The sequence below is a fragment of the Pacificibacter marinus genome, from assembly GCF_018860665.1.
In the GTDB taxonomy this organism is placed as follows: domain Bacteria; phylum Pseudomonadota; class Alphaproteobacteria; order Rhodobacterales; family Rhodobacteraceae; genus Celeribacter; species Celeribacter marinus_A.
On record NZ_JAHKPK010000003.1, the window covers coordinates 49,712 to 65,831 of the forward strand.

General features: G+C 53.1%; 15 protein-coding genes. 7 read left to right on the plus strand and 8 right to left on the minus strand.

The features are described from left to right. Positions 1-181 precede the first annotated feature (181 nt). The 3 genes from KO497_RS00910 to KO497_RS00920 all read left to right on the plus strand — a co-directional run bounded on the left by KO497_RS00910 (position 182) and on the right by KO497_RS00920 (position 3,077). Positions 182-1,168, plus strand: coding sequence for a TRAP transporter substrate-binding protein (locus tag KO497_RS00910; protein ID WP_215942093.1), 987 nt, complete (start codon positions 182-184; stop codon positions 1,166-1,168). Between the two features lie 95 nt (positions 1,169-1,263). Beyond that, positions 1,264-1,794: a TRAP transporter small permease gene (locus tag KO497_RS00915; RefSeq protein ID WP_252729451.1), complete on the plus strand. Its 531-nt coding sequence runs from the start codon at positions 1,264-1,266 to the stop codon at positions 1,792-1,794. Positions 1,795-1,796: 2 nt separating this feature from the next. Next, positions 1,797-3,077 carry a TRAP transporter large permease gene (locus tag KO497_RS00920; RefSeq protein WP_215942094.1) on the plus strand — a complete coding sequence of 427 codons (1,281 nt, stop codon included), beginning with the start codon at positions 1,797-1,799 and terminating at the stop codon, positions 3,075-3,077. Positions 3,078-3,376: 299 nt separating this feature from the next. On the opposite strand, the gene KO497_RS00925 is transcribed toward KO497_RS00920, so the two are convergent. Beyond that, positions 3,377-4,921 carry a SulP family inorganic anion transporter gene (locus tag KO497_RS00925; RefSeq protein ID WP_215942183.1) on the minus strand — a complete coding sequence of 515 codons (1,545 nt, stop codon included), beginning with the start codon at positions 4,919-4,921 and terminating at the stop codon, positions 3,377-3,379. 244 nt (positions 4,922-5,165) lie between these two features. Here KO497_RS00925 and KO497_RS00930 point away from each other — a divergent pair, with 244 nt between their 5' ends. Next, positions 5,166-6,665: a hypothetical protein gene (locus KO497_RS00930; protein ID WP_215942095.1), complete on the plus strand. Its 1,500-nt coding sequence runs from the start codon at positions 5,166-5,168 to the stop codon at positions 6,663-6,665. Here the strand turns inward: KO497_RS00930 and KO497_RS00935 are convergent. Both KO497_RS00935 and KO497_RS00940 read right to left on the minus strand, forming a co-directional pair. Next, positions 6,649-7,293: an aminotransferase class IV family protein gene (locus KO497_RS00935; protein ID WP_215942096.1), complete on the minus strand. Its 645-nt coding sequence runs from the start codon at positions 7,291-7,293 to the stop codon at positions 6,649-6,651. The genes KO497_RS00930 and KO497_RS00935 overlap by 17 nt on opposite strands. Beyond that, positions 7,290-8,435: an aminodeoxychorismate synthase component I gene (locus KO497_RS00940; protein ID WP_215942097.1), complete on the minus strand. Its 1,146-nt coding sequence runs from the start codon at positions 8,433-8,435 to the stop codon at positions 7,290-7,292. Before KO497_RS00940 ends, KO497_RS00935 begins: the two co-directional genes overlap by 4 nt. A 162-nt stretch (positions 8,436-8,597) precedes the next feature. Between KO497_RS00940 and KO497_RS00945 the strand changes: the two genes are divergently transcribed. Genes KO497_RS00945 through KO497_RS00955 form a run of 3 tightly spaced genes read left to right on the plus strand, consistent with a single transcriptional unit; the run spans position 8,598 to position 10,659 of the window. Then, positions 8,598-9,470, plus strand: a complete 873-nt coding sequence (locus KO497_RS00945) for an S-methyl-5'-thioadenosine phosphorylase (protein ID WP_215942098.1) — start codon at positions 8,598-8,600, stop codon at positions 9,468-9,470. Positions 9,471-9,474: 4 nt separating this feature from the next. After that, positions 9,475-10,101 (plus strand): LysE family translocator, encoded by a 627-nt coding sequence (locus KO497_RS00950; protein ID WP_215942099.1) that lies wholly within the window; start codon positions 9,475-9,477, stop codon positions 10,099-10,101. 27 nt (positions 10,102-10,128) lie between these two features. Beyond that, positions 10,129-10,659, plus strand: coding sequence for an adenine phosphoribosyltransferase (locus KO497_RS00955; RefSeq protein ID WP_215942100.1), 531 nt, complete (start codon positions 10,129-10,131; stop codon positions 10,657-10,659). Between the two features lie 60 nt (positions 10,660-10,719). On the opposite strand, the gene KO497_RS00960 is transcribed toward KO497_RS00955, so the two are convergent. Genes KO497_RS00960 through KO497_RS00980 form a run of 5 tightly spaced genes read right to left on the minus strand, consistent with a single transcriptional unit; the run spans position 10,720 to position 16,100 of the window. Beyond that, positions 10,720-12,135, minus strand: coding sequence for an FAD-binding oxidoreductase (locus KO497_RS00960; protein ID WP_215942101.1), 1,416 nt, complete (start codon positions 12,133-12,135; stop codon positions 10,720-10,722). Between the two features lie 29 nt (positions 12,136-12,164). Continuing rightward, on the minus strand, positions 12,165-12,755 hold the full coding sequence (locus KO497_RS00965; protein WP_215942102.1) for a GNAT family N-acetyltransferase: 591 nt from the start codon (positions 12,753-12,755) through the stop codon (positions 12,165-12,167). Further along, entirely contained in the window at positions 12,755-14,014 is a 1,260-nt protein-coding gene (locus KO497_RS00970) for a M16 family metallopeptidase (protein ID WP_215942103.1), read from the minus strand. Before KO497_RS00970 ends, KO497_RS00965 begins: the two co-directional genes overlap by 1 nt. Beyond that, positions 14,011-15,393 carry a threonine synthase gene (gene thrC / locus KO497_RS00975; RefSeq protein ID WP_215942104.1) on the minus strand — a complete coding sequence of 461 codons (1,383 nt, stop codon included), beginning with the start codon at positions 15,391-15,393 and terminating at the stop codon, positions 14,011-14,013. Before thrC ends, KO497_RS00970 begins: the two co-directional genes overlap by 4 nt. A 26-nt stretch (positions 15,394-15,419) precedes the next feature. Further along, the gene (locus KO497_RS00980) at positions 15,420-16,100 is read right to left on the minus strand and encodes an SURF1 family protein (protein WP_252729452.1); all 681 of its coding nucleotides are present in this window, start codon (positions 16,098-16,100) and stop codon (positions 15,420-15,422) included. Positions 16,101-16,120 lie beyond the last annotated feature (20 nt).

A 16,120-nucleotide genomic window follows, 5' to 3' on the forward strand; every position in this document is an offset into this window, starting at 1 on the left:
ACGTTTAACTTCAAAAGGTTACATATTTTTTTCGCGAAGATGGCTATCAGACGCAAACATATTTTGACAGTCGTTACTTTCTAGAATACTAGTATTGAACATGGCGTATATGTCTTCTTGCAAAACCATTTTGTGACAAGACGGCTCGCGCCCGAATTCAAATTGATCAGGGAGGATCACAATGAAATTTGTAAGTGGCTTTAAAAAACTGGCACTCGGTGCTGTACTTGTTGGCACAACCGCATCTATGGCGAATGCGCTCGACATGCGCGGCTGGAACATCCACGTAGAAGACTACCCAGTGTCTCTCGCAATGGATTCATTCGCAGACGAAATCGCTGAGAAAACCAATGGCGAAGTGACTGCCGAAACATACCACAACGGCGTTTTGGGCAGCCAGCCTGACGCAATCGAGCAAATTCGTCTCGGCATCATCGACTTTGGTGAATTCAGCCTTGGGCCGATGGGTCAATCAATTCCAGAGACCAACGTTGTGTCTTTGCCGTTCATCTTCCCAAGCATCCCTGCGATGTATGAAATGATGGATGGTGAAGTTGGTGAGGCAATCGGCGCAGGCATGATTGCCAAAGGTATCGTTCCTTTGGGTTGGTACGACGCTGGCGCGCGTTCTTTCTACAACTCTGTGCGCCCAATCAACACACCAGCTGATGTTGAAGGTCTTAAAATGCGCGTCATGAACAACGACTTGTTCGTTGACATGGTTGCAGCAATGGATGGCAACGCCACACCAATGGCCTTCGCAGAAGTGTACCAGTCCATCAAAACGGGCGTTGTCGACGGTGCGGAAAACAACCCACCATCCTACGAGTCAACAAACCACTATGAGGTTGCATCTTACTACTCATTGACAGAACACCTGATCATTCCAGAATGTCTCTGCATGAGCCTCAAAACTTGGGAAAAATTGACTCCTGAGCAGCAAGATATCGTTATGACTGCAGGCCGCAACAGTGCTAATCTTCAGCGTGAACTGTGGCAAGAACGTGAAGCATCAAGCATGGAAACTGTTAAAGCTGGCGGCACAATCGTGAACACGATCGCTGACAAAGCACCATTCCAAGCTGCTATGACACCTGTTTACGAGGGCTTCCTCGCAGACAACCCAGACCTAACTGACTTGGTTAACATGATCCGCAACGCGGACTGATAACGGCCACATAGGTTTGAAAGGCCCGTTTGACATGGTGCAAGCGGGCCTTTTGCGCTCTTGTGGGCTCGTCCATTTGTGATACGGAGGCTACATTGTCACATCCAACCCCCTTGCTTAGATTTCTTGATCGGGCGCTTGATCGTATAAGCGCCCTTTGTCTTGGTGTCTCGGCTGTGTCTCTCGTCCTTTTGATTTCCACTTTCGGGTGGCTCGTCTTCGGGCGCTACGTCTTAAACTCTACCCCCACATGGGTTGAACAGCTCGCTCTTCTCTTGATCTGTTACATCGCCTTTTTGGGTGCCGCAGCAGGCGTCAAAGAGGACACGCATATCGGGGTGACACTCTTTCGCGACATGCTGCCCGTCAGCTCACAAAAAGTCGCGATTATCGCCATCGATATTATTTTGGCTCTCTTTGGTGCGATTATGTTGATTGCTGGCATTACGCTGATGAAATTCGGCTGGTCCTCGAAACTGCCGATGCTCAATATCCCAGAAAGCTTTCGCACACTGGCCATTACATCGTGTGGCGCATTGATCCTCCTCTTTGCGGGCACCCGCGCACTCATGCGCATTTTAACGTTTCGAGCATGGTCGCTCACAGACGATTACAAGGAACACTGACCATGGGTTTAGCCATTCTATTAGGCGTCTTTGGCGTCACTGTTGTCATCGGTTTCCCTGTTGCATTCGCCATGGGCATCGCGGCCGCATCGGCCTTCTGGTTCGAAGGCTTCCCAATGTTGATCACGTTCCAACGTGCGACAGCGGGTGTGACTGTGTTCTCTCTTCTCGCCATTCCGTTCTTTATCTTCGCAGGCGAAATCATGCTGCACGGTGGTATCGCCTCGCGCTTGGTTAAGTTGGCATCCGCCTTGGTTGGCCACCTCAAAGGTGGTTTGGCGATGGTGAACATCTTTTCAAGTATGCTGTTCGGCGGCATCTCTGGCTCTGCGGTTGCAGATATTTCAGCCCTTGGGTCGCTTTTGATCCCTGTTATGAAAGAACGCGGCTATCGCCCAGATTTCGCGGTAAACGTTACTGTAACCTCCTCCATCGCCGGTATTGTTATTCCGCCAAGCCACAACATGATCATCTTTGCCGTTGCAGCAGGTGGCGGGATTTCCGTGTCGAAACTGTTCCTCGCCGGCGTTATCCCCGGCATTTTGATGTGTGTCTGCTTGGCCATTGCAGCCTACATCCTGTCGATCAAACACAACTACCCCTCTGAGCCTTTCCCTGGATGGCGCGCAATTTTGAATGCCTCTATTGATGCGCTTCCTGGCTTCATGACTGCTGTTATCATCGTAGGTGGCACATTATCTGGTGTCTTTACTGTGACTGAATCTGGTGCCTTCGGTGCGGTTTACGCCGTGTTGTTGACCAAATTCTACTACCGCAGCCTCAGCTGGGATGCGTTCAAAGTCTCAGTGGTGGGTGCTGTACGCACTACAGCCATGGTGATGATCTTGATCGCCTTCGCAAGCTCCTTTGCTTACCTGTTGGCTCTGTACCAAGTGCCTGGAAAGCTCAGCAATTTGCTGGTGTCTATCTCGGACAACCCCATCGTGATCTTGATCATGATCAACCTCATCTTGTTGTGCCTCGGCATGATCATGGACATGGCCGCTTTGATCCTGATCTGTACACCGATCTTCCTGCCTATCGCAGTCGGCTTGGGCATGGATCCTGTACAATTCGGCATCATGATGTTGATCAACCTCGGACTTGGCCTTTGTACGCCACCTGTTGGGACCTGTCTTTTCGTTGGCTGCGCCGTGGGTAAGGTTAAGATTGAACAAGCGCTCAAATCCATCTGGCCATTCTACTTGGCCATCTTGTTTGCTCTGATCTTGGTCACATACGTCCCTGCTGTTTCTCTTTGGTTGCCTTCGCTCTACGAATAATCAAACGAGACTTTGAACGTTACGATGCCATCGCCCTAAACATAGGGCGGTGGCATTTTTATATGCGACGACAGCCCACTCTGATCTCAGTCTGGCGGTTGGCATAAGCTGCACAAGACTGGCAGGACACGGCACAAGAGGTCCAATGCCTTGCCCTCTTCACATAACATGGCTCCTCCTCCCTCACAGGCCAGACGACATCTCAGGTCGCCACACCCAAACGCGAAAACCCCACGGCCTCAACGAAAAAAGCCCCCCGAAACCGGAGGGCTTATTCATCTCAATCTACCGCATATGCCTTAGTGACCGCCGGACAAAATCCCTGTGCGTACGGTGTAATCCGTCGCGATCTCGTAGTCAGGATCATCATCACTATCGACCATCAAATGCCCAGCGTTGGTCAGCAAACGGTGACAGTCATGGCTCAGGTGACGCAACTGGATTTCCTTGCCTGCTGCCTCAAATTTCGCCGCAACACTTTCCACCGCGTTCAAGGCCGACTGATCCGCCACGCGACTGTCTGCAAAATCAACGATCACCATAGAGGGATCATTGGCTGGATCAAACAACTCTTGGAAACCTTCCGCAGACCCAAAGAACAAAGGCCCCTGAATTTGGTACACTTTCGCGCCTTCAGGTGTCTCATATGTCTTGGCGTGAATGCGTGACGCGTTCTGCCACGCATAGGCCAAAGCCGAGACGACAACGCCCACGACCACCGCAATCGCAAGGTCTTCGAACACCGTCACCACAGTCACAAGTACGATCACAAAGGCGTCGATACGGGGCACCTTGCGCATCACTTTGAACGAATTCCAAGCAAAGGTCCCGATCACCACCATGAACATCACGCCCACCAGCGCGGCCAATGGAATGACCTCGATCAGCGGTGACGCGATCATGATAAACGCCAACAAAAAGATTGCTGCTGAAAAACCTGACAAACGTGTGCGCCCGCCCGATTTCACGTTGATCATCGATTGCCCGATCATCGCACAGCCGCCCATGCCGCCAAAAAAGCCAGTCACAACATTGGCCACGCCCTGTGCCACACATTCTTGAGACACTCCGCCGCGTTCGCCCTTGATCTCGCCCACAAGGTTCAACGTCAACAGGCTCTCGATCAAACCGATTGCCGCCAAAATCAACGCGTAGGGAAAGATCACATGCATCACATCAAAGAACTGTGGCAGACTGTCAAACATCGGCACCATTGGGATGTGGAATTTCGGAAAACCGCCCTCGATAGAGGCCAAATCGCCCACGCGTGGCACTGGAATATCGAACACGATCACAACCACAGCCGTGACCAAAATCCCCGCCAAAGGCGCTGGGATCACGTTGGTAAATTTGGGCAAGCCCCAAACAACAGCCATGGTCAACGCCACAAGACCCAGCATCAACGCCAGCGTCCCCGTTGGCATCCACTGCATATTGCCCGCGGCATCCGCCATCTTAAACTGCGTCATCTGCGCAAGGAAAATCACAATCGCCAAGCCATTCACAAAGCCCAGCATCACAGGATGCGGCACAAGGCGAATGAATTTACCCAAGCGGAACACCCCCGCCAAAACCTGCAAGATTCCCATCAACACCACAGTGGCAAACAAATACTCGACACCGTGATCCGCGACCAAAGCCACCATCACGACCGCCAGCGCGCCAGTGGCCCCCGAAATCATCCCCGGACGCCCGCCGATTAGAGAGGTCACAAACCCGACCATAAAGGCCGCGTAAAGCCCAACAAGCGGGTTCACCCCAGCCACAAAAGCAAAGGCCACAGCCTCTGGCACCAAAGCCAAAGCCACCGTCAAGCCAGACAAAACATCCGTCTTGGCCTGCATCGGCGTCAGCCGCGTATTGCCGCTATTCGGCAATGATAATTTCTCCGCAAAAGCGGCGAGTGTCGATTGTGTCACGGGAGTTCCCCAAATGTCTGATTGTACGTTTGCGCGGCGTATAGCACGCGTTTTCACCCGTGTCACACACTCCGTGTGAGGGAACTTGTTTGCCTAATTTATGTTGCTCTATTGCTAGACGGTCACTTTGTGACAGGTCATAGTCGCCGAATTGAGAGGTTGGGGATTTATGCAAAAATTTGAAAGCTGGGACGATGTTGAAGCGCACTATCAGGGTGGTTTGACGCTCGCTGAGCAAAAGCTGAAACTGGCTTTGGTCGGCGGCGTAAATTGCGAATTGGGTGAATTGCCCAACGCCCCTGACGATTGGGCCACGCCAAACCCAACTCGCCATATCCGCGCCGATGTCCTGCGCTATGCTTTAACACGCCCCAAAGACGCGAGGGATGCCGCGGAATACGGTGTTGCCATTAGTGGCGCGGTTATTTCGGGTGAATTGGACCTCCTAGATTGCACGATCCATGGCAATGCCGCATTTATGCTCTGCCGTTTTCAGAACCCAGTATACGCACATAGAGCGGTCTTCTTAAAACACCTAAGTCTGATGGGCAGTCACCTGCCTGCATTCTTTGCAGAACAGACAATTACAGGTGGAGATTTGACTTGCAGCGACGTAATATTTGGAGTCGAAGATGGTGTTGGCCTTGACCTGCGTGGGGCTGAGATTAAAAATAGTTTATTCCTAAATCGATGCGTCGCCACTGCAATGGTTGATCTGGTCGGCGCAAAAATTGGAAAAACTTTTGAGTGTAGTGGTGCAACCTTTTCAGCTAGATCGGGTAACACGCTCCACCTACAAGAAATAGAAATCAAAGCAGGATTTCACTTTCGCGACATCAAATCTGTAGTGGGGCGGCTTGACTTGACTTCAGCCAAGATCGGAACTCTGGTTGATGACCCTGAAAGCTGGGGCAAGGTTACAGATTTGATCCTAGATGGATTTACCTATGATCAGATTGGCGGAGACACAAGCTCTACAGATTATAAAGCGCGGCTACGTTGGCTCAAAACAAGCGACAACACTGTCGAAAAATTCCGCCCCCAACCCTACAATCAACTCGCCAAAATCTTGCACGAAATGGGGCATGAACGCGATGCGCGTGAAATCAAAGTGGCCTTAGCGGGCAAGCTCAAAGCGCAAGATCGCAAAGAACGAGTTATCAAGCCAAATGGCAATTGGGGTGTCGGCGTTGCAAGCGCATGGCGTGACTTAAACAACGCTGCGCTTTGGATATGGCATGTGACGTCGCTGCGCTTCATCGGTCATGGATATAAACCAGAAAATGCTATTGCAGTTCTGCTGACATTCATCCTTTTCGCGTGGGGAGCGGCAGATCAGGCTTGGAAAGCGGGTGATTTCGCCCCCAATTCTGCGCTGATTCTCAATTCAGATGATTGGCGCGCGCTGAGCAACGCGCCAAATCAAGCCCAAGCATGGGGTGAAACTGTCGTTGGCAAAGACTGGGAAAGCTTCTCCCCTGTCGCCTATGCCGCTGATATCGTCATTCCTATAGTAGACTTCGGCCAGACCCAAGCTTGGGCACCGTCAACAAATCGCGGCCCTTGGGGCGCGACGCTTTGGTGGATGCGTTGGGCGTTTACCGCCGCAGGCTGGATCATTTCTGCCTTGGGCGCGGCGGCGATCACTGGGGTTATTCGGCGCGAATAAGGGTCGACTTAATCAATCCACGCAATGCATTGCCGCAAAATATCGCATCGGCACGTTCCAATTCCGACACGGTCAGATCAGCTTCAACCGCGCGGCCCAAATCCAACAGCTCCGCCCGCAAAATTCCCGGCAACAAGCCTGAGGTGCGCGGCGGCGTCAGCAATCTGTCGCCATCTTGCACAAACAGATTGGTGATCGTGCCTTCGCAGACCTCACCGCGTTCATTCAAGAATATCCATTCATCAATGCCCGCAGGCAGATTGCCCCGCGCAGTATCATAAAGCGCGCGCATAGTGGTTTTATGTCCCAACCAGCGATCCGCACTGTCAACGCGTTGATCGGCAATCGCGACGGTCCAGTGATCCGCAGTTTTTGCCAAGGGCCATTGCTCCAAAGCGCCCTGCCCATCACGGTCTACAGTCAGGCGAATGCGCAAATCATGATCCGACGACACGTCATTGATGAGAAATAAAAGCTGTTCTTTCGGAAAGGAAATCCCCAAAGCCGCGCAGGTACCAGACATGCGTACAAGGTGACGATCCAACCGCTGCGCCCCCGTTTGCGCAGACCATCCCAGCGTTTCAATCACGCGAAACTCTTGGGGGGTGTTTGTTTGGGAAAGGCTCATAACCGCGCAAACTCCGCTTTCAACAAAGCCTCATTATATTCCGATTCCGCTTGGCTGTCATAGACCAACCCACCGCCCACATTCAGGTGGCCGATGCTCGATCCGGTCTCGAACACAAGCGTGCGAATAGCGACGTTGAATTCAGACGCCCCATCAGGCGCGATCCAGCCAATCGCACCGCAATAGGCCCCACGCGGCGCTTGTTCCAACTCTTCGATGATTTCCATCGCGCGAATTTTCGGCGCGCCAGTGATAGACCCGCAAGGGAATAAGGCTTTGCATAAGTCGTAAAAGTCAGTGCCCGCCAACAGCTGCGCTGTGACGGTCGAGGTCATTTGATAGACGGTCTTATAGGCCTCGATGTCAAACAAGTTTGGCACTTTGACACTGCCCACTTCAGAGACGCGCGACAGGTCATTGCGCAACAAATCAACAATCATCAGGTTTTCAGCCTGATCTTTTTGGGACCCCATAAGCCAAGCTTTGGCAGCCGCGTCTTGCACGACATCTGCCCCACGCGCCACGGTGCCCTTCATCGGACGCACGGTGATGCGGCCAGAAGCGTCAGTCTTAAAGAACAGCTCTGGCGAACGTGACAAAAGCGTATGGTGATCGGTTTCAATAAAAGCGCCAAACGGCACAGGTTGGCGCGCGCGCAAAGCATCATACAACTGACGCGCTGACCCGTCGCAATGCACAGCCATCGGAAAGGTCAGATTCACCTGATAACAATCGCCGGCCTCAATATAAGCTTTGGCACGATCGAAAGCGGTTGTGTAGCGTTCCAACGTCCAAGCAGGTGACAGATCAGATTGCACATTTGCGACATTCTGAATTTCGTTCAAAGGCTTTGGCGCTTCATAGACACCAAATTCCAACAATGGCAGCAGATCACCTGTTCGGGCAAAACGAAGCAATGCAGGATCAAGCAACATGCCCAATTCATACGACATATACCCCGCGAGCCACGCGCCTTGGGCTTGGGCATTTGCAACGGCTTTGAACGCTGCGGGTAGGTCATCTTTCGTATAGGCACGGATGATCGAAGACGGTGTCTCAAACACCGTACCTTGCGCCGCCTTTGCACTGGACGCTGACGAGGCTGCCCCCGCAAGAGGGCCTGTGTCGAACTGTATACGCATCAAAACCTGCTCGTTTCACGGGCGCTTCTATTGCTTTTTGATCGGTTACGCCAGTCTGCAACACGCAGCCTTTAAACATATCGTGATTCGGGGCGCATTGTCCCTTTTCGCCAAAGGCAGAAGAGCTTAGGCTTTGATCAAATGCGAATATAAGGGGTCAAAATGGAACGCGTGATTGGTGTGATGGGCGGCTCTGGCGTCTACGAAATCGACGGGCTTGAAAACGCGGTTTGGCAAAAGGTCGAGACGCCTTGGGGCACCCCATCCGATGAAATTTTGACGGGCGTGTTGGATGGCGTAAAAATGGCTTTTTTGCCACGTCACGGCCGCGGACATGTTCACACGCCGACGACTGTTCCTTATCGGGCGAATATCGATGCGCTTAAACGGCTTGGCGTGACCGATCTGTTGTCTGTTTCGGCCTGCGGATCGTTCCGCGAAGACATGGCACCGGGTGATTTTGTCATTGTTGATCAGTTTATTGACCGCACATTCGCACGCGAGAAAACCTTTTTTGGTACAGGCTGCGTGGCGCATGTCTCTGTGGCACACCCTGTTTGCGAGCGCTTATCTGGGCTGGCATATGAGGCCGCGCGCGCCACAGGTGTGACAGTACACAAAGGCGGCACATATTTGGCCATGGAAGGCCCGCAATTTTCCAGCATCGCGGAAAGTAAAATGTACCGCAGCTGGGGCTGTGACGTAATCGGCATGACCAATATGCCCGAGGCAAAATTGGCCCGCGAAGCCGAGATTTGTTATGCCTCCGTGGCGATGATCACCGACTTTGACAGCTGGCACCCAGATCATGGTGCGGTGGACATCAACGCAATTATTGCCACGCTTGGGGCCAATTCAGCCACTGCGAAATCTTTGGTGGCGGCAATGCCAAAGCTGCTGGGCGCAGCTTACGCCCCATGTGAACATGGGTGTGATCGCGCGTTGGAATACGCTGTAATGACTGCGCCAGACAAACGCGATCCTGCGCTTATTGCCAAGCTTGATGCGGTCGCTGGCCGTGTTTTGAAAGGATAGAGTAATGCCATTTGAACTTTGGGTTGCCTTTGCCACGGCCTCTCTTGCCTTGATAGTTATTCCAGGCCCCACGGTTTTGTTGGTACTGTCTTATGCTTTGGGCCAAGGGCGGCGCGTGGCCGTGGCCAGTGCCATGGGTGTTGGGCTGGGCGATGTGTTGGCCATGACTGCGTCACTGCTGGGGCTTGGTGCGCTGATCGTGACCTCTGCTCTTGCCTTTACGGTGATCAAATGGATCGGGGGAGCCTATCTTTTGTACCTTGGGGTCAATATGTTGCGCTCGGCTGGTTCAACACAAATGGGCGATTTGATGCGCACTGAAAACGTAAGTGAACGCAAAGTGTTTTCCCACGCTTTTATCGTGACCGCGCTGAATCCCAAGAGTATTGGTTTTTTCATTGCCTTTGTGCCGCATTTTATCACACCAGAGGCAGCATTAGCGCCGCAATTTACAGTGATGATCGCAACCTTCGCCACGCTCGGATTTTTGAATGCTCTGTGTTACGCCCTACTCGCTGGCAGCTTGCGCAAGACAATTGCCAAGCCCCGCATTTTGCGTAACTTGACGCGTGGCGGCGGGGTTGCCTTGATCGCGATGAGCGCTTTAACCGTCAGCCTGAAACGCAGCTAAACGCGTCACTGACCGAAGGACTTTTCAATGAAAACCGTCAAAGACTACATCCGCACTATCCCTGATTTTCCACACAAAGGGATCATGTTTCGCGATGTCACCACCTTGTTTGCCGATCCGCGCGGGATGCGTTTGACCATTGATCAAATGCTAGCACCTTATGTCGGCATGCAGATCGACAAGGTCGTGGGACTTGAAGCACGTGGGTTTATATTGGGGGGCGCTGTGGCGCATCAATTGTCAGTGGGCTTCGTGCCAGTGCGCAAAGCTGGCAAGTTGCCGGGCGCTGTGATTTCACAAGACTATCAATTGGAATATGGCCAAGCGACGGTCGAGCTGCATGATGACGCGATTGAAGCAGGTGAAAAAATCTTGGTCGTAGACGATCTTTTGGCCACAGGAGGCACGGCAGAAGCCGGAATAACACTGATCGAACGTTTGGGTGGGGAAATCGTCAGTTGCGCTTTTATCGTGGACTTACCTGAGCTTGGCGGGCGCCAGAAATTGGAAGCCTTAGGATATGACATCAAGACGTTGTGCGACTTTGAAGGCAGCTAAGGCCGCGCCTTTCTATAAAGCGTAGTTTTCTATATGTTTGCCAAATCACGCGCGCCAAAGTCACTTCGGCCGAAGTACCGCCCCTGGGTTCAGAATACCCTTAGGATCCAAGGCCTGTTTGATCGCCCGCATCGCGGCGAGTTTTACAGGGTCTTGGTATCGTTCTAGGTCTGCAACTTTCAATCGTCCAACCCCATGCTCTGCGCTGATGGAACCATCATAGGCCTGCGTCAAATCATGCACGCATTGTTTCACAGCTCCACGAATGTCATCAAATTCTGCGCGGTCCCGCCCTTTTGCGGGAAAGACATTGTAGTGCAGATTTCCATCCCCCAAATGACCAAAACAGTTGATGCGAACATCTCCCAAAGCTTGCAGTTTTGTGATGCCTTCAGGAATAAAGTCGGGAATGCGCGACAGCGGAATAGAAATATCGTGAGACGAAATAGACCCGATGTGACGATTGCCGGTCGGGATGTTTTCACGCACGGACCAGAACGCTTGACGCTGCGCCTCGTTTTGCGAAATCACCCCATCGGAGACCAAGCCCGTCTCTGATGCGGCCTCAAACAAGCCCAAAAGCATATCCTTAGGATCGCCCTCGCCAGAGAGCCCCAGATCGATCAACACGCACCAATCGGGCCTTGTTTCAAAGGGTTGGCGCACATCGGGCAGTGTCTCGGCTAGAAAGTCCAAACCGACGCCAGAGATCATTTCGAAAGCAGATATGCCTTCACCCAAAGTTTGCTGCGCCAATGCCAGCAAATCAATCGCGCCCTGTGGATCATCCACAACCAAGATCGCAGCAGCCTCGTGTCGGGGGCGCGGAAACAACCGCAGGGTCGCCGCTGTAATGATACCAAGTGAACCTTCGGAACCGATCATCAGGTTTTTCAAGTCATAGCCAGTGTTGTCTTTACGCAGGCGTTTGAGGCCATTCCAAATCGTACCGTCGGCCAAAACAACCTCAAGCCCCAAACACAGATCGCGGGTATTGCCATAGCGCAGGACATTCAAACCGCCAGCATTGGTCGCAAGATTGCCGCCAATGCGACAGCTGCCCTCGGATGCCAAAGACAGTGGGAACAACCGATCAACAGCTTCAGCCGCCGCCTGTACATCATGCAAAATTGCGCCCGCCTCGACCACCATCGCGTTTTCTGACGGGTAGATTTCGCGCACAGCGGTCATGCGCTCAAGCGAGATCACAACTGGCGCGGGGCCTTCAAAGACCACCTGTCCCAAGACCAACCCCGTTCCCCCACCAAGCGGGACAACCCCCACATCGGCCTCAAAGCACAATCGCACGATTGTTGAAACTTCCATAACAGTTCGCGGCATCGCCACTGTCACACTTAATCCCTGATGACGCCCACGCGGGTCATCAAGTTCGCCATCTTTATGTGCACGAAATGTCCCCTCAGGCAGGGCGGCGTATAGCTTATCAAGAAACTCTGGTGTGGCGGTTGTGGGCATTAAAGTCTCCTGTGGGTCGTATGGAATGGCTAGGCCAATCCCACTTGGGTCGGACCGCGCCGATCGTTGCGCAAATAAGCGTATAGAACGTGATTGCGCCAGCGGCCGTTGATCTGCAAATAAGACTGCGCGACGCCTTCATATTTAAAGCCTGCCTTTTCCAAGACCCCACGCGAGGAGATGTTTTCAGGCAGACAAGCAGCCTCAATACGGCTCAGGTCCAGCTTACTAAAAGCATAGTGCACAACGCCGCTAAGCGCTTCGCGCATATAACCTTGGCGGGCGAATTCAGAACCGATCCAATAGCCAACGGTGCCCGCTTGCGCAGGACCACGACGTATGTTGTCCAGCGTCAAAGCCCCAAGCAATGCACCATCTTCGCGGCGGGTTAAGAACAGCGGCAGGGCCGTTTCCGACGCTACAGAACGCTGCGCCCAATACACACGGTTGGTAAAGCCTTTACGCGACAAATGATCAACGGACCACGTTGGTTCCCAAGGCTGCAAAAACGGTGCACCATTGGCGCGCAGCTCACACCAAGCGCGATAATCCCCATGGGTCGGCAGGCGCAACGTCATACGCTCAGTCTCGATCCGAACCTTGGGGCGCCGCGCGAACATTATGCAACAAGCCTTGCTTTAAGTGTCTCTAATGATGGCGCTGTTTCAGCGGGGCCGTAGAGCGCCATAGCCGCGCGACCCGTTCCCATTTGACCAATAAAATCACGCACACCTTGGGTGGTGACGGCATCGATTTTCGCCACGGTTTCAGCCAAGCTGGGCACGCGATCCCAAATGCCGATCATCCGCGCATTACGTTCCACACGCGACCCGGGGCTTTCCAAGCCCATCAACAGACCGGCTTTGATCTGCGCACAGGCGCGTTGAACCTCAGCGTCAGACATGTCATCCGCTGCGCGTTTCAATTCGTCCATGGTCAATTCGGTCAGTTGCGTCACATCTTCGCCAGAGGTGCCCGCATAGATCGTGGTCACGCCGGTGTCAGAGTAGGCACCGCTTTGGGCGTAAATCGTATAGCACAGACCCTTTTGTTCACGCACGGATTGGAACAGACGCGATGACATGCCCCCACCAAGTGCTGTGGTGGCAGCTTGCGCAATGTAGATGTCTTTGTCGCGGTAGCTTGGACCTTCAAAGGCGATGGCGACATGGACCTGCTCAAGATCCTTATTTGCGCGATGTTCGCCGCCAACAAAATTTGCGGGATCGATGTAATCACTGCCATGGGCTGTCAAATGGCCAAACAGTTTTTCAGCCTCAGCGACGATTTTGTCATGATCCACATTACCAGCAGCGGATAAGACCATACGTTCGGGCGAATAGTGTTCTTCGACAAAGCCTGCAAGGTCTTCGCGGCTAAAGGCCCGCACGCGGTCTTCAGGGCCTAAAATGGTCCGCCCCACGGCTTGATCGGGGTAAGACACGCCTTGCAACCAATCGAAAATGATATCGTCTGGCGTATCCAGAGCTTGGCCGATCTCTTGCAAAATCACGCCACGCTCGACCTCAAGTTCCCGCGCATCAAAAATCGGGTTCAACACAATATCAGCGATCACGTCCAGCGCCAAAGGTACGTCCTCTTTGAGCACACGCGCGTAATAAGCTGTCGTTTCTCGCGAGGTATAGGCGTTCAGGTATCCGCCCACGTTTTCAAGAACTTCAGCGATTTCCAACGGGCTGCGACGAGCGGTGCCTTTGAACGCCATATGTTCCAGAAAATGCGCGATGCCATTTTGCTCTAGACGTTCATGCCGCCCGCCCGCTTGGACCCAAACGCCAATCGAAGCGCTTTCCATTGAGGGCATATGTTCGGTCACGATGCGTAGGCCATTGCTGAGCCGGTGTGTTTTGAGGCTCAAGAAATGCGCTCCTTCACTAGAGATTTAAGACCCGCCAGATCGTTTGGCACCACTGTAAACCGTTCATCACGGTCAAACAGGTCGGCCATATGCATGGGCAGGTCGGGGTGAATACCGCAGGCCGCTTTAACGGCTGCAGGGAATTTCGCAGGATGTGCTGTGGCCAATGTGATCATTGGCACGTCGGACAGGTTTTCTTCAGCGACTTTGACGCCAACGGCAGAATGCGGGCACAGAACTTCCGTGGTGCGGATCTGCATGTCTTTAATGGTTGCTGAGGTCTCATCCTCGGACGCGCGCCCAGAGGAGAAGGTATCACGCAAAGTTTCCATCGCCCCTTGAGAGATTTTGAATTCACCTGATTTCAACTCATCCATCAGTTGCGCGACGGCACCACCATCGCGGCCATAAGCATCGAACAAAGCACGTTCAAAGTTGGATGACACTTGGATGTCCATCGACGGTGACATCGACGGTGTCACGCCCTCTTTGGTGTAGGCGCCCGTTTGCATGGTCCGGTGCAGAATGTCATTTTGATTGGTGGCGATCACCAGCTTCTCAATCGGTAGGCCCATTTTCTTAGCGATGTAGCCAGCAAATATGTCACCGAAATTTCCTGTTGGTACGGTGAAAGACACTTTGCGATGCGGCGCGCCCAAGGACACGGCAGATGAGAAATAGTATACAACTTGCGCCAAAACGCGGGCCCAGTTGATCGAATTCACCGCTGCGAGTTTCACACCATCGCGGAAATCGATATCGGCAAACATGTCTTTGAGCGCTGCTTGGCAATCATCGAAATCGCCTTCCACAGCCAGCGCGTGGACGTTGCTTTCAACCGGTGTGGTCATCTGACGACGTTGCACATCGGAGACACCACCATGCGGATACATGATAAACACATCAACGTTGGACAGGCCTTTGAAGGCCTCAATAGCGGCAGAACCGGTGTCGCCAGAGGTCGCCCCCACGATTGTCACGCGTTTTCCAGAGCGCGACAAAGCCGCTTGGAACAATTGTCCGATGAGTTGCATGGCGAAGTCTTTGAACGCAAGCGTCGGACCATGGAACAGCTCAAGTAGGAAATGGTTCGGCCCAAGCTGCACAAGCGGCGCGCGGGCATCATGGCCGAAGCCTGCATAAGATTTCGCGATGATCTCTTTGAATTCAGCGTCGGTGAACGTATCGCCGATGAACGGCTTCATCACCCGAAACGCGATGTCCTCATAGGACAGGCCGGCTAAAGCGGTGATTTCGTCCGCAGTCATGGTCGGAATGGTTTCAGGCACATAGAGCCCGCCATCAGAGGCCAGACCAGTGAGCATTGCATCTTCGAAGTTCAAGGCGGGCGCGGTGCCGCGTGTAGAGATATATCGCATGGGGCCCTATCAGAGTTGGGATCGCGTTAAACAGTTCGGGTTTTGATACGCCACAGAAGGAAGAGTGTCATCCCCAACCAGACAAGAGCGAGAGAAAACCATGTGATTGCGTAGCCAAGATGGTCATTTTTGACACCCGTGATGCCCACAGGCATGGCTTCAATGCCCTGCCCCGTGTCGGCACGCGCGACGATCAGCACTTCGGCAGTGTCCAAGGCGCGCGCCATGGCGGCGATATCGCGCCCGAACCAGATGTTTTCAGACATATCAGGTTCAGGGGTTGAACTGTTCATATCATCCGGCCAATGCAGATTTCCAGTGATGGTCGCAGGACCGCTGGCGCGAAACACATCTTTGGCCTCAGGTTTGATAAACCCACGATCCAGCAACACCCGCCGCCCGTCATCCAATTCAAACGGCGCAATCACGCGGTAGCCTGCCCCGATTTCCAAACGCGACACCAGCACGTGCAGTTCGTCTTGCCCGATGGTGCCTGTGGCTGTGACCGGCAGGTATTTCATATCGGTTGAAATCAGTGTTGGCACAGGCACGGGATCGGCTGCAATTTCGGCGGTGATTTCGGCCAAAATACCTTGTTTCCACGCCAATCGCTGCACCTGCCATGTGCCAAGCCAAAGCAAAATAGCGATACCAATCACTCCCATCAAAATAGGGCCGATCATGCGTTTGATCACAGGTTTGATCATGAGACGTTCCTTCGGAATAC